Source organism: Spirosoma sp. KUDC1026, assembly GCF_013375035.1.
Taxonomy (GTDB): domain Bacteria; phylum Bacteroidota; class Bacteroidia; order Cytophagales; family Spirosomataceae; genus Spirosoma.
In genome coordinates, this window is the sequence record NZ_CP056032.1 from 1,549,180 (window position 1) to 1,563,730 (window position 14,551).

Annotated in this window: 9 protein-coding genes; all 9 read left to right on the forward strand. The window is 54.5% G+C overall.

Features of this window, described 5'->3' with window-relative positions; genetic code table 11:
• Window positions 1-134 precede the first annotated feature (134 nt).
• Window positions 135-7,736 (forward strand): cell surface protein SprA, encoded by a 7,602-nt coding sequence (sprA, locus tag HU175_RS06600; RefSeq protein WP_176565833.1) that lies wholly within the window; start codon window positions 135-137, stop codon window positions 7,734-7,736.
• Between the two features lie 97 nt (window positions 7,737-7,833).
• Entirely contained in the window at window positions 7,834-8,994 is a 1,161-nt protein-coding gene (locus HU175_RS06605; RefSeq protein WP_176565834.1) for a BamA/TamA family outer membrane protein, read from the forward strand.
• A gap of 65 nt (window positions 8,995-9,059) precedes the next feature.
• Window positions 9,060-10,118 carry an aldo/keto reductase gene (locus HU175_RS06610; RefSeq protein WP_176565835.1) on the forward strand — a complete coding sequence of 353 codons (1,059 nt, stop codon included), beginning with the start codon at window positions 9,060-9,062 and terminating at the stop codon, window positions 10,116-10,118.
• A gap of 113 nt (window positions 10,119-10,231) precedes the next feature.
• Entirely contained in the window at window positions 10,232-10,615 is a 384-nt protein-coding gene (gene gcvH, locus HU175_RS06615; RefSeq protein WP_176565836.1) for a glycine cleavage system protein GcvH, read from the forward strand.
• A 143-nt stretch (window positions 10,616-10,758) separates the two neighbouring features.
• On the forward strand, window positions 10,759-12,147 hold the full coding sequence (locus tag HU175_RS06620; RefSeq protein WP_176565837.1) for a dihydroorotase: 1,389 nt from the start codon (window positions 10,759-10,761) through the stop codon (window positions 12,145-12,147).
• A complete protein-coding gene (locus HU175_RS06625) occupies window positions 12,144-12,695 on the forward strand; it encodes a DUF4199 domain-containing protein (RefSeq protein ID WP_176565838.1) in 552 nt (183 codons plus the stop codon). The genes HU175_RS06620 and HU175_RS06625 overlap by 4 nt, the downstream gene beginning before the upstream one ends.
• Before the next feature lie 44 nt (window positions 12,696-12,739).
• Window positions 12,740-13,276 (forward strand): DUF4199 domain-containing protein, encoded by a 537-nt coding sequence (locus HU175_RS06630; RefSeq protein WP_228724345.1) that lies wholly within the window; start codon window positions 12,740-12,742, stop codon window positions 13,274-13,276.
• A gap of 5 nt (window positions 13,277-13,281) precedes the next feature.
• Entirely contained in the window at window positions 13,282-14,001 is a 720-nt protein-coding gene (gldF, locus tag HU175_RS06635) for a gliding motility-associated ABC transporter permease subunit GldF (RefSeq protein WP_176565839.1), read from the forward strand.
• Between the two features lie 9 nt (window positions 14,002-14,010).
• Window positions 14,011-14,355, forward strand: a complete 345-nt coding sequence (locus HU175_RS06640) for a VanZ family protein (RefSeq protein WP_176565840.1) — start codon at window positions 14,011-14,013, stop codon at window positions 14,353-14,355.
• Window positions 14,356-14,551: the final 196 nt, after the last annotated feature.

Sequence of the window (14,551 nt, forward strand, 5' to 3'; positions counted from 1 at the left end):
ATTAAATAACCCGTATGCGGACCATTAAGAAGCTTTTAAAAAATCTACTCCATTGGCAGACGATTGGCCCGATTTTGGCCGTTTGAAAGAAGTACACACCGTACGATACAGTTTTTGAACTTTTCAGACGATCAATGGTGAACCATTACTCTGTTCACACTACCCATATAATCCACAAATCATTCCTGCTTAACCGATTGACGTTCAGGTCGAACGCTTGGTTAATTCTGGGATGCTGGGTATGCCTGGGACTAGGTATGGGCTTCGGGCAGGGACAACCTACCCGCCAACCCGGTCGCCGGCAGAACAACCGGCCTGTATCGGCCGACTCGGCCCGGGCCGAAGCGCGTCGGCGGGCAACCATGCGGGCCGATTCTATCAAACAGGTTATTCAGGAACGTAACGACAGCATTCGGGCGGCCCGTAGTGCTGGTCGTCGCCCAACCGTAAACTGGCCCGACCGACGAGCTACCCGCTTTTCCGAGCGTTCGTCTACTTCTCCGTTTATTCTCCGTGATCCAAAGGGAGTAACCACCGACTTCAGCCTGTCGCCCGGCGGACAGATTGCGGTAACTGAACGGGTTCGCTCCGGGGTGTCGCTGTCAGGCCCGCCAACGCCGAACAACGTAGCGGGCCGGTCGTCAACACCTGCCAGCGCTACAGCAACGCCGGGAGTTGCTACGCCCACCAGTACAACCGGAACGTTACCGCCATCGCAGTACGGATTGCCGTACCGGCCGGGCGAAACGATTCCGTTTTCGACCTACAATCAGTTGCAGAACCAGCGCGTGGAGCGGAGTCTCTGGCGCGAATACGGTAGCCGGAGTGATGGACAAAGTGCGCTGAGCGGGCGGGGACTGATCCCAAAACTGGAACTGCCGCCTATTATCGACCGCCTTTTTGGCGGTAGCGAAGTCAATTTCAAGCCAAACGGTTTCGTTACGCTCGACTTTGGTTATCTCTATCAGTTCATTGATAATCCAGTCATTCCTGTACGGCAGCGCCGGAATGGCAACTTTATTTTCAATGAACAGATCAGCATCAACTTCAACGGGAAGGTCGGTGAGAACCTGGGCGTTTTAGCCAACTTCGACACCAAAGCGGCTTTCAACTTCGAAAATGCGCTGAAAGTCAATTACCGGCCCAGTGGCGGGTTACCAGCCATTCCGGGACTGCCAGGACTACCTAACGCTCCGGCCGCGCCAACCTTGCCAACTCTGCCGGGTGCGACCGGTTCCATTCCTGGTTTTACGCCCCAGAACGAAAACATCATCCAGGGACTCGAGGTCGGAAACATCAGCTGGGCCGTTAACAGCCAGTTAATTCCGGGCGTACAGAATCTGTTCGGGGTAAAAACGCAGCTGCGTTTCGGTAAACTCTACGCTACGGTGGTTGCTTCCCAGCAGCGGTCGCGGAAGAACGAGATCGTCCTGCAGGGAGGGTCGTCGAGTCGGCCGTTCGAGGTACGCGCCGATCAGTACGATGAAAACCGCCACTTCTTCCTGTCGCAGTTTTTCCGGAATATCTACGAATCGTCGCTGCGGACATTACCGCAAGTGACGTCGGGCGTTAACGTAACGCGTGTTGAGGTGTACGTCACCAACCGGACGAATACCACCTCGACCCTGCGTAACCTGGCCGGTTTTCAGGATCTGGGCGAGGGCGTTCCCTACCGCCAGAATAATCCGAACGTACAACCGTTTGCGGGGAGCCCCCGCTCGGCCGCCGACAACCAAGCCAATGGGCTATTCCGGGCGCTGACGGCGAACGCCAGCAACCCGTTCCGGCAGATCGACCAGACCAACGAGGTACTGGTAAGCACGTTCGGCCTCGAAAAAGGCACTGACTTCGACGTATTGCGTGGCGCCAAGCGGCTGACCGACGCCGAATTTAAACTGCAGCCCGATCTGGGGTATATTTCACTGGTAACGCCCCTGCGGAACGACGAGGTGCTGGCCGTTTCCTACGAATACACGTATCAGGGACGGCGGTACAAGGTAGGGGAGCTGACCGAAGATTACCAGGCGCGGGCCAACGATGAGGTGCTGGTGCTGAAGCTGCTCAAATCGGCGACGCTGCGTAATAACCTGCAGTTACCGATGTGGGACCTGATGATGAAAAACATCTACTCACTGGGTTCATCCAGCCTGACCCGGCAGGGCTTCCAGTTACGTATCATCTACAAAGACGACCAGACGGGTATTGATAATCCGGTGCTGCAGGAAGGAACGCAGATTCAGAACCGGCCGCTGGTACAGGTCTTTGGTATGGACCGGCTCAACCAGCAGCTCGACGCCCAACCCGATGGAAACTTCGATTATGTCGAAAATTACACGGTCGACACCCGGTACGGAAAAATTATCTTCCCGACGCTGGAGCCTTTTGGCTCCTATCTGAACCAGCAGTTTCTGCCCAGCGAAGATAACCTGCGGACGAAGTACGTGTTCAACGAGTTGTACGACCGAACCCTGGCCGACGCGCAGCAGATTGCGAACAAGAACAAGTTCTTTCTGCGGGGCGCGTATCTGGCGGGTAATGGCGTCGAAGTATCGCTGCCGCCCGGCGTAAGCGAAACCTCCGTCTTGGTAACTGCTGGCGGAGTGCCCCTGGTAGCCGGCCAGGACTACGTACTGGAAGCGCAGATTGGCCGGTTGCGGATCACGAACGCCAACGTAACGAACTCGGGTCGGGAGATTCGGATCAGCTACGAGCAGCCTGATCTGTTTCAGAACCAGATCCGTTCGCTGATTGGTACGCGGCTGGATTATAACCTGAGCAGAGACGTGAGCTTTGGTCTGACCGCCATGCACATGCGCGAAACGCCCGCTGGGTATATCACCCGCGTGGCGCTGGGCAACGAACCGGTTAACAACACCATTCTGGGTTTGCACGCCAACATCCGCAAGGACTCGCCTGGTTTGACTCGCCTGCTGGATCGCCTGCCATTTGTGCAGACAAAAGAACTGTCGACAGTACAGGCTAACTTAGAAGTGGCCCAACTACTGCCCGGTACAAATCAGCAAGCAAATAACGAAAGCTACCTGGACGACTTCGAGGCCACCCGGACCATCTTTGACCTGACCCGCCAACCAACCCGCTGGCGGTTGGGGGCCACCCCTCAGCAGTTTCCACAGGGCTCGTTCTCGAACCCGCTGGAGTCGGCTTACCGGCGTGCCCGTATTTCGGTGTACTCGGTCGATCCGAGTTTGTACACCCCCGGCGCACAGGGTGTTGTGTCGAATATTGATCCGGCGGAAGCTAACCGGAACGTGTACGAACGGTACTTCCTGCCAACCGAACTGTTTCCCGGTCGTTCGGCAAGGGTCGTTCAGTTACCAGAGAATATTCTGGACGTATCGTATTTCCCGGCCGAGCGGGGGATGTATAACTACAACCCGAACCTGACAACTGCCGGTGAACTGCCAAACCCCCGCCAGAACTTTGGCTCCGTTACGCGGGCGGTGGCGTCGGATATTGATTTCGATAATGCCAACGTCGAGAACATTACGTTCTGGCTGATGGACCCCTTCGTCAAAGGACAAAATGGTGTCGTACGCGGTAGTCCAGACGAATCAAGAAACCGGAACAACACCAGCGGAGGAAAGCTGCTGTTTAACCTGGGTGATATTTCGGAGGACGTCATGAAAGACAGCCGTTATACCTTCGAGAACGGATTCCCGATAAACGGTGACACGACCGGAACCGATATCCGGCTGGGCGGCACGGAAACAACCGCCTGGGGACGGGCCCCAACGCAGCAGTTTGTGACAAACGCTTTTCAGAGTTCAGGCCGCGAGAATCAGGATATTGGTCTCGACGGTTTGAAAAATGCCGACGAACGGACCCGCTTCCAGCCGTACATAAACAGTCTGACTCAGCGTGGTGTCAACAGCACTACATTGAGTCAGATTACTCAGGATCCGTCGAATGATGATTTCCGGTTTTACCTGGGCGAACAGGCAGACAGCGCGCGGTACATCGTAGCGCGGTATAAACAGTACATGGGAACGGAAAATAACTCGCCGGAGAACACGACGACGAACCAGTTCCTGACCCCGGCGTCGACAACCCTGCCTGATATAGAGGACCTGAACGCCGATAATACCATCAACGACAACGAAGCCTATTACGAATACGAACTGGACCTGCGTCCGGAGCAGTTCGCGGTGGGGCAGGGATACATTGTTGATAAAATAACCGTGCCCCCGGCGGCCGGCGTAACGGGGGGCACGCCTGTTGACTGGTATCAGTTCCGGATTCCGGTGCGGGAGTACATGCGCAAAGTGGGAAGCATCAACGGCTTCAAGTCCATTCGTTTCATGCGGATGTACCTGACCGACTTTGCGGAACCGGTCGTGCTTCGGTTTGCGCAGCTGCAGATGGAGGCCAACCAGTACCGCAAATATACCGGCGACCTGAATCAGCGCGGGCTTCAGGAAGTACCCGAGCCGTACGATGCGCAGTTCACCGTATCGGCCGTCAACATCGAAGAAAACAGCTCACAACGGGCCACTGCCGACTCAAGCGGTAAATACATTTACGCGATTCCACCGGGTTACATACGTGACCGCGATTACACCCAGGTGAACAATGTGGAGTTGAACGAGCAGTCGATCCGGATGACGGTAACCAACCTGCGCGACGGTGATTCGCGCGGGGCCTTCCGGAATGTGAACTACAACCTGTTGTTCCGGGAGCGGATCAAAATGTTTGTGCACATGCATAATGCCCAGCGGGAAAATGGCCAAACGGCAGTCTTCCTGCGGCTGGGAACCGATTATACGGATAACTATTACGAGATCGAAATCGCCAATCTGACCGCGTCGCCGGAAGGAAATGTCAGTTCGGATCTGGTATGGCCATCAAACAACGAGCTTGATCTGGCGCTATCGGAACTGATTAATCTGAAAGCTGAACGGAACCGCCTTGTGTCCCGTCGGACGTCGCTGCCCTACTCCGTTCTGTCGCTCAATGGACGCTACAGGCTAACTATTATGGGTAACCCGGATTTAAGCTCAATACAGTCAATTATGCTGGGGGTGCGAAATCCAAAAACGAACGACGAACAGGCCCGATCGTTTACGGTCTGGCTCGACGAACTCAGGGCCTACGGCTACGACCAGCAGGCAGGCATTGGTGCGCTCGGTACGGCAAACATCAAGCTGGCGGATCTGGGAACGCTGACCGCTTCGGGCCGGATCACGACCTTTGGCTTTGGTGGGGTGCAAACCCGGATTGGCGAACGGGCCATCGAAACAACGTCTGAATTTGGGATCTCGTCGGCCCTGGCGCTGGACAAATTTCTGCCGGTCAACTGGGGGTTGCGGATTCCATTCTACATCAACTACGACCACCGGAACATCAATCCGCACTTCGACCCGCTTGATCCGGATACACCCCTGGAAACATCACTGTCGACCTTTGGTAACACCGATGAGCGCAATAATTACCGGCGGCTGGTGCAGGACAATACAACCCGGCGGGGATTCAACTTCTCGAACGTGCGGAAGGTGAAAACCAATCCGAACGCGCGGGCGCATTTCTGGGATGTCGAAAACCTGGCCTTTACCTATGCGTTCAACGACAGCAAACGCACCAATATTCTGACCGAAGAGTACCTGCAGCAGCAGTATCGGGGAGGGATTGCCTACACCTTCAGCGGGCAGCCCAAAGCGTTTGAGCCATTCCGCAGCCGGGCCGCGCTGGAGGCCCCGTACCTGCGCTGGATCAAGGATTTCAACCTGACGCTGTTGCCGTCGGTAGTATCCATTCGGGCCGATATGGACCGGAGTTTCATCAAAACCCAGTTGCGGAGCTCGGATTTGAGCTCGCCGGATCGCATTCCGACCACGAATGGCATTGCGCCCCAGTTCGAGAAGTATTTCCTGTTCAACCGCTATTACGACCTGACCTGGAACCTGACCCGCAGTATTGTCCTTCGCTACAGTGCCATTGCCAATTCGGTGATCGACGAGCCCGCGGGCGACATAAACTCGCAGGCCAAGCGCGACTCTATCCTGACGAGCCTGAAGCACCTGGGCCGGTTGAAGAATTTCGTGCAGGATATCAAAGGAACGTACCGGCTGCCGCTGGACAAAATTCCGCTGCTGGACTGGGTGGCGGCCGATGCCGTCTACAACATTGGCTACCAGTTCCAGGCGAATTCCTACGGTATTGTGGACGAAGATGGCCTGCCGTTCGGGAACGTGATCCGCAACAACCGGGAGCGGGGTCTGACGGGGCGCGTCGACCTGATTCGGCTCTATAACAAGATCCGGTATCTGCGTTTTGCAAACACACCCGCGCCCGTCCGGAAAAACTTTGCCCGTAACCCCGGCGATATTGAGGACATCGTTCGGGGAGAGAGCCGGATCCTGAAAAACTTTACCCGGGCTTTGTTAACGGTACGGGGAATCAACTTCACGTACACCATCCAGGAATCGACCATTCTGCCGGGCTTCCTGCCGACGCCTTCCATGTTTGGTCTCGCATCGGGAAATGCGCCGGGACTTGGGTTCGTATTAGGTGGTCAGGATCGGAGTATTCATTACAAAGCCGCCGAGCGGGGCTGGCTCACGCCCAGTACGGTGCTGAATACGGCTTTCCAGCAATCGATCGGGAAGAACTTTAACGCCCGTACCACGCTGGAGCCGTTCAAGGATTTACGGATGCAGGTGGAGTGGCGACTTCGTCGCTCGGATGCGTACCAGGAGTACTACCGGCCAAGCACGCTGGGTGGTCCGTTTGAAACGCAGACGCCCGTACGTAACGGTCAGTTTAGTATGTCGTTCTGGTCGTTCCGAACCGCGTTTACCGGCTTTGGCCCGAACAGTACGTCGCCCATTTTCGACCGCTTTGAATCCTACCGGACGTACTTCCTGGACAAGTTGACGCGGGCCAATCCGGATAGCCGTGGCACAGGTTACACCAAGAACTCGCAGGATGTGTTGATTCCCTCGTTCTTCGCGGCCTATAGCGGACAATCCGTAGAAAAAGCGCAGTTGTCGCCGTTCTATAACTTCCCGCTGCCAAACTGGCGCGTGGACTACAATGGGCTGTCGGGGCTGGAATTTATCCGGAAGCGGTTTAGTGCGTTTACCATTACGCACAGCTACACGGCGGATTACAGCGTCGGAAACTTCATCTCGAACCTGGACTACGGCGCTGCGTTCGTAAATCTGTCGGTGCAGGGGTATCCGCTGGCGTCGGCGGTGAACCAGCTTGGGCAGTACGTGCCGGTGTTTGCGATGAGTACCATTACCATGTCGGAGAAGTTTGCGCCCCTGATCGGTATCCAGTTCCAGACCAAAAACCGGATCAGTGGTCGGCTGGAATACAACCAGAACCGCGACGTAGCACTGAACCTGTCGAACGCGCAGGTAGCCGAACTGAGCAATAAGGATCTGACCGGTTCAATCGGGTTTACCCGGCAGAACGTGCGGATTCCGTTCCGAATTAACGGAGCCTACAAGCGGCTGAAAAATGACCTGACGTTCTCCTGTAATCTGACCATGCGCGATACGCGGACCATTCAGCGGAAACTGGATGCCGAACAGACCATAACGGCCGGTAACATCAACTTCCAGCTGCGTCCGCAGATCAGTTACGTGGTCAGTCGCCGACTAAACTTTAATTTCTATTTCGACCGCACCTTCAACGATCCACTGGTATCGAACTCGTTCCGGCGGGCAACAACGGCGGGCGGGATTCAGTTGAAATTTAACCTGGCGGAATAAGCAGAAAGAAATAGAAACAGAAAAACGGGATGAGAACCGGCAAATCGGTTAACTCATCCCGTTTTGTCTTATTTATCAACATAGCTAACAACAACCTGTGGATAAGCGAACGCATTGGGCGGGGTGGTGGATCTGGATTGTGCTGCTGATACCTGGACCCGCACTGTCTCAGCAGAAAATACCAAAAATAGCTCAGAATACCGTCGGCAGATGGGTGTACGGACTCCTGAACGATACGTCGTCGGTAGAGTCGTCCCGTATTCTGGTCGTGCCAACGTTTGGGTACTCTCCCGAAACCAGCGCTGAGTTCGGGGCGCGGGCGTTTTCTCTGTTTTATGTGAATAAGGATACGTTGGTGAACCGCCTGAGCGAGATCGCTCTGTACTCCTTTATCACAACGCGGCTTCAGTTTGGTAGCGTGCTGGACAACGCCGTGTATTCCAACAAAAACAAATACTTTTTCCTGGGCCGAACCCGGTATCAGCAGTTTCCGCTGCTGTATTATGGCATTGGTCCTGATGCACCCCTCACAAATCCGGTGACCGTTGAGTCCGAATATTTTCAATTTCGGCAGCGGGTATTACGTAACCTCGTAACGAACTGGTACGCTGGCCTGGAGATCGATTTTCAGCGACTGGGGCGGGTGAATTTCGAGAACAGCGGTCGTGAATACGATTTTCCCGTTGGTGCCCAGGGATCGACCAGTTCCGGGGTGGGGGCAGCCCTAGTGTACGACGACCGGAAAAACGTATTGAATGTCCGCCGGGGTAATTTTCTGGAAGCTGGTTTTCTGACGTACAGTGGTGCGCTGGGGAGTACGTTTCCCTTCCGTTCGTACCTAATCGATGCGCGAATTTACCGCCCGCTGGGCAGGCGCAACCGCGTATTGGCCGCGCAGGTGTTTGGTACATTTATGAATGGTACAGTTCCCTTCAACAACCTCGCGATGCTGGGCGGCAGTGAACTCTTACGTGGCTATTACCAGGGCCGTTACCGCGACAAAAATCTGATGGCGATCCAGGGCGAACTGCGCTGGCTGCCGTTTGGATTCAGTCGTCGCTGGGGCGGTACGGTGTTTGCCGGACTGGGGACCGTGGCGCCGACGCTGGCTGAATTTCAGAAAGACAAGCTACGCTGGACCGTTGGCGGAGGGGTTCGGTTTCTCTTCTTCCAGCGTAAGGACGTGTATCTGCGGGGCGACGTTGGCGTGACCGCCGAAGGAACGGGGATTTATTTCTCGCTGGGCGAAGCCTTTTAGAGAACAATCGGAGTCAAAGCAACATTCGCCGGTGTTATGGGTTCATAGGAAAAACAAACAAACCCATGAATTATAACCTCCTCGGTAACACCGGCGTACTGGTCTCAGAAATCTGCCTGGGTACCATGACATTTGGTGGCGACGGCTACTGGAAAGCAATTGGCGAACTACCCCAGGATGCCGTTAATGACATTGTCAAAATGTCGATTGACAACGGCATAAATTTCATCGATACCGCTAACGTTTACTCGTATGGCCTGTCCGAAACAATGCTGGGTCAGGCGCTAAAAAGCCTTGGCCTGTCGCGTAACGAACTTGTTATCGCCACGAAAGTAAGAGGCCGTATGGGAGAAGGCAAAAACCAGGTTGGTCTGGGACGTCTGCAAATCATGCAGCAACTGGACGACAGCCTGAAACGCCTGCAACTCGACCACGTCGATCTGTATCAAATTCACGGTTTCGACCCCCTGACGCCCCTGGAAGAAACGATGCGCGGCCTGGAAGACGTCGTCAGAAGCGGCAAGGTACGCTACATCGGTTGCTCGAACCTGGCGGCCTGGCAAGTGATGAAAGCCAATGGCATTGCTGAGAAAAACGGCTGGACGAAGTTTGTGTCTACCCAGAACTATTACTCCGTTGCCGGACGCGACCTGGAGAACGAAATCGTGCCGATGGTGCAGGATCAGCAGATGGCCATTCTCCCCTGGAGTCCGTTGGCTGGCGGTTTCCTGTCAGGAAAATACACGCGCAATAACAAACCCGAAGACGGATCCCGGCGGCTGTCGTTCGATTTTCCACCCGTCGATCAGGAGCGCGCGTATGATATCATCGACGTCATGCAGTCCATTGCCGAAGCGCACGGGGTTTCGGTAGCCCGAATCGCCCTGGCCTGGGTGCTGGCGCAACCGGGGGTTACCAGCGTAATCATCGGTGCTAAAAGTACTGATCAACTGACCGATAACATCAAGGCGGCTGAACTGAGTCTGACCACCGAACAACTGGATCAATTAAACGAAGTTAGTAGTCGGCCAAAGCCCTATCCACAATGGATGATTGATCGCCAGAGCGGTGACCGGCTGGGGGCGAATACGTTTACAACGAATCAATCGGACGGAACGAAGTAAACCGACGGAAAAAGAAAGGATCGCTCCTGGAATTTGCCAGTAGTTGACAGACGGCTGCATTTGCAAATCCGGCCGGAGCTACCGTATTTTGCCAATAAATCTTTTACGCTGTAATGAATTTTCCCGCAGAACTGAGCTATACGCAGGACCACGAGTGGATTCGGATGGAAGCCGATGGCACCGCCGTTGTGGGTATTACCGATTTTGCCCAGCACGAACTGGGTGATATTGTGTTCGTTGACGTGTCGACGGTTGGACAGTCGCTGACAAAAGGCGATGTGTTCGGCTCTGTTGAAGCCGTTAAGACGGTATCAGACTTGTTTTTACCAATCGATGGTGAACTGCTTGAACTGAATCCCGCGATTGAGAAAAGCCCCGAACTGCTGAACAGCGATCCGTACGGCGAAGGCTGGATTATCCGCCTGAAGCCGGCCAGCGCCGACCAGTCGGATGATCTGATGACCGCTGATGCCTATCAGGAACTGGTGGGTGCCTGATTCGTTTCTGACAATTGTTTAGAAGGCTCCGCCAGGCTTGTTGCCCGTGGGGCCTTTTTTATGCACCGTCGGGCGTATCGCCAACGTCTGACTTTAATTAAACCGGGCCGACAGATCACTGCTGTTGCGCCAGGAAAACTATTATGCAACTTCTCATTCGTGCTGCTTACGTTGTTGATACGACATCGCCCTTTAACGGCCAGCGTGTCGATCTACTGATTGACAACGGCCTGATTCGGCAAATAGGGCAGAACCTGACGGCCGGTGATGGTGTTCGCGTCGTTGAAGCCGAAAACCTGCACGTATCGCCGGGCTGGTTCGATCTGCGGGCAACAGCGCAGGACCCCGGTTTCGAACACAAAGAAGATATTGACAGCCTGTGTCAGGCGGCAGCCGCGGGTGGATTTACGGATGTGGCCGTGCTGCCCAACACGCAGCCCGTAGTTGACAACAAAGGAACATTGGGTTACGTACGGCGCATGGCCGAAGGACAGCCCGTCAACGTGCACGTTATTGGAGCTATTACCAAAAAGGCCGCGGGGGAGGACTTCACCGAAATGCTCGATCTGCACCACGCAGGTGCGGTGGCGTTCTCGGATGGTCATCACCCCTTACAGAATCCTGACCTGCTGCTGAAAACACTGCAATACCTGGCTCCTATTGAGGGCCTGCTGATGAATCGCCCCGAGGAAATGCTGCTGACCCAGTTCGGGCAGATGCACGAAGGGGTTCAGAGTACGTTACTGGGCCTGAAAGGCATGCCATCCCTGGCTGAAGAACTAATGATCGAGCGTGACCTTCGCCTGCTTGCCTACGTCCTGGGGGCGAAGGGCGAGGGGCAGGGGGTATCAGGCGAAGGGGTAGGAGCAGAGGGGTTGGAGCATGGAGGTGAGGAAGGTCAACCCCACGCCCTCGACCCCGCGCCCTCAACCCTCAGCCCCACACCCCCAGCCCTCCATTTCTCAACCATTTCGACGGCGCGGTCGGTGGACTTGATGCGGCAGGCAAAGGCGGCTGGTTTACCGGTAAGCTGCGACGTAGCGGCCCACCAGCTTGTCTTTGATGATACCGCCCTGGCGGGGTTTGATACCAGCCTGAAAGTAAACCCACCATTCCGTGGGCCAGCCGACGTAACAGCGCTGTGGGCGGGCCTGGCTGATGGAACAATTGACGCCATCGTGTCGGATCATACGCCCCAGGATGCTGAGAGCAAAAATCTGGAATTCGACCTGGCCGAGTTCGGTATCACCGGACTCGAAACTGCCTTTGCGGCCGTTATGACCTATAACCGGGAAATTCCGCTGGCGCAGCTCATTGACAAATTCACCACCCGACCCCGGCAGATTCTGCGGCTTCCCACAACGAACCTCGCCGAAGGGCAGCCCGCCTGCTTAACGCTCTTCGATCCGGAAGGGCAGTGGACGTTTGACCGGACGAAATCGAAATCAAAAAATTCGCCCTTCCTGCATCAGACCCTGACGGGACGGGTGATCGGAACGGTACACAAAGGCCAGTTTAACCATACGGCATGAAGAGCATCATCGCTTATTTTAATAACCCGTTGCTCAAACTTCCGTTGCTGGCAGGGTTGACAACAGGTGTACTTTGTTTCCTGTACTTCCTGGCCCTGTACGCGCTGGGCGTTCCAGCACTGGGTAATATCCGGGTGCTGGATTACGGTATCCACATTATTATGATCGTCGCTACGGTCTGGTACTACCGGAAAAACGTTCGGCATGGCTGGCTGCACATGTGGGAGGGGCTGACGATTGGCTACGTCCTGAACACGGTAGCCGCTCTGGTGACCGGCTGGCTGATTTACTTCTTCGTGACTCAGGTCGACCCCGCGGTTTTTGTTGAATACGTAACAAACTCAAAAAAACTCCTGCTGGAAGGAAAAGCCCAGATAACCGACCAGTTCGGGCCGGAAACGTTTCAGGAACAGTGGCAGAAGGTATCTCAGATGGAACCGGAAGTCCTGATTACCGACGAGCTAACCAAAAAGACGGCTCTGGCAGTGTTGCCCGTACTCATCGTTTCCTTAATCTTCCGGAAGCAGGATTACAGCATTCTGCGATAACGTATTGACCAAAACTGGCCTTGCCAGTATTTTCCCTCACTGACATGAACGAAGACACATCACCCGCCCGGATAGCGCTGAAATGGGGCCTGCTGACCGCCTTGGTTGAACTATTGGTTACCTCCATCCGGTACGCCATGCACGAGTATGTCAACTTTACGTTTCAGGGAATGACTTTTGTCATTCTGGTAGCCGGAACCATACTCGCCATGCGGGAGCTACGGCTGGCGAACGGTGGCTGGTTATCGATCCGTGAAGGACTTTCGATGGGGTTACTGATGTTTGCTGTTATTGGTATTCTGGATACTACGTACCAGCAGATCTACCAGAGCTACGTTGATACAAGCTATACCCAAACCGTACTTGAACAAACCCGTAACATGATGGAGCGTTCGGGGGCGAAAGACGAACAACTCGACATGTTCGACGAGCAGGTTGAGAAAATGGACGATCAACCCGCCAAAGGCATGGCCGGAATCGCCTTTATTGGCGGGGTGCTTACCTGGATACTGGGCGGCCTGTTTCTGTCGTTGATTATTGCCGCGTTTATGCGTCGCGTGAAAAGCAACCCATTCGATTAGCCTCCATGCTCGCCATTTTTCGTAAGGAAATCAGTCAGTTTTTTTCGTCACCCATCGCCTATATCATTATGGGCGTTTTTCTGACGGCTGTCGGAATGATGCTCTGGGTCTTTCCCGATACCAGCCTGCTCGAAAATGGCTACGCTGATCTGGGATTGTTTTTTAACCTGACGCCTTACGTCATGCTATTTCTGGTACCAGCCATCACGATGCGCGCCATTGCCGATGAGGTGCGGGCGGGCACGCTGGAGTGGCTCCTGACAAAGCCCATTAGTCGCTGGCAGATCGTAGGCGGCAAATTTCTGGCCAGCTGGATGCTGGTTGTGCTGACGCTGGTGCCAACGGTGTTGTATTACATAACACTGTATCAGCTTGGGTCGCCGGTGGGCAATATCGATTCGGCAGGCGTTGCCGGATCTTACGTTGGCCTGGTATTGCTGGGGGGCGTATTCGTGAGCATTGGCCTCTGGACCTCGTCGCTGAACGATAACCAGGTCGTTGCGTTCGTTGTCGGCGTGTTTTTCTGCGCGCTGCTGTATGCGGGCCTGAGTTCACTGGCGGGTTTATCCATTTTTGGCGGGTTATCCTATTACCTGTCTTACTTTGCGCTCGACGAGCAGTACCGGGCGCTGGGACGCGGGCTGATCGACTCCCGCAATGTTATTTATCTCTGTAGTATTATCGGGTTGTTTCTGTTACTAACTGTAAACCGACTGGCACGCTGAATGACTAGCATGAATCTGACAAGACTGGCGTATTACGCAGCTATGGGCTGGACAATCGTTATGTTTATTGGCTGCTCGTGGCCAACCGACAAGCTGCCTGATGAAGTTGTTACCATCGGCGACAAGTGGATGCACATTGTCATTTTCGCTCCCTTTGCCTTTCTGTGGCGCTTTGCTGGCAAGTCCTGGCAGTGGACACTGATCGCGGGATTGCTCTACGGATTGCTGATTGAAGTCTGGCAGGGCATCACGCCCTTTAACCGATCTTTCGATCTGATCGATGCCGTTGCCGACGGCGTAGGTACAGCGATAGGACTGGGGCTGGCCTGGATCGCTGGCCGATTTATTAAATAATATACAGGTTATCCTATGCCAAATATGGCTTTGTGAAAAATATAATAGTATGGTAAATAAGTAGAGAGCCAATCTTTACTAACTTTTTTCGTTATTGCGTTAGAAAAGGTTCGGACAGTTTCGATTGTCGGTGTACAATCGGACTTCCCGAACCTTTTTTTACAACCAACCCAATCTCTTATCACCGACTTGTCTA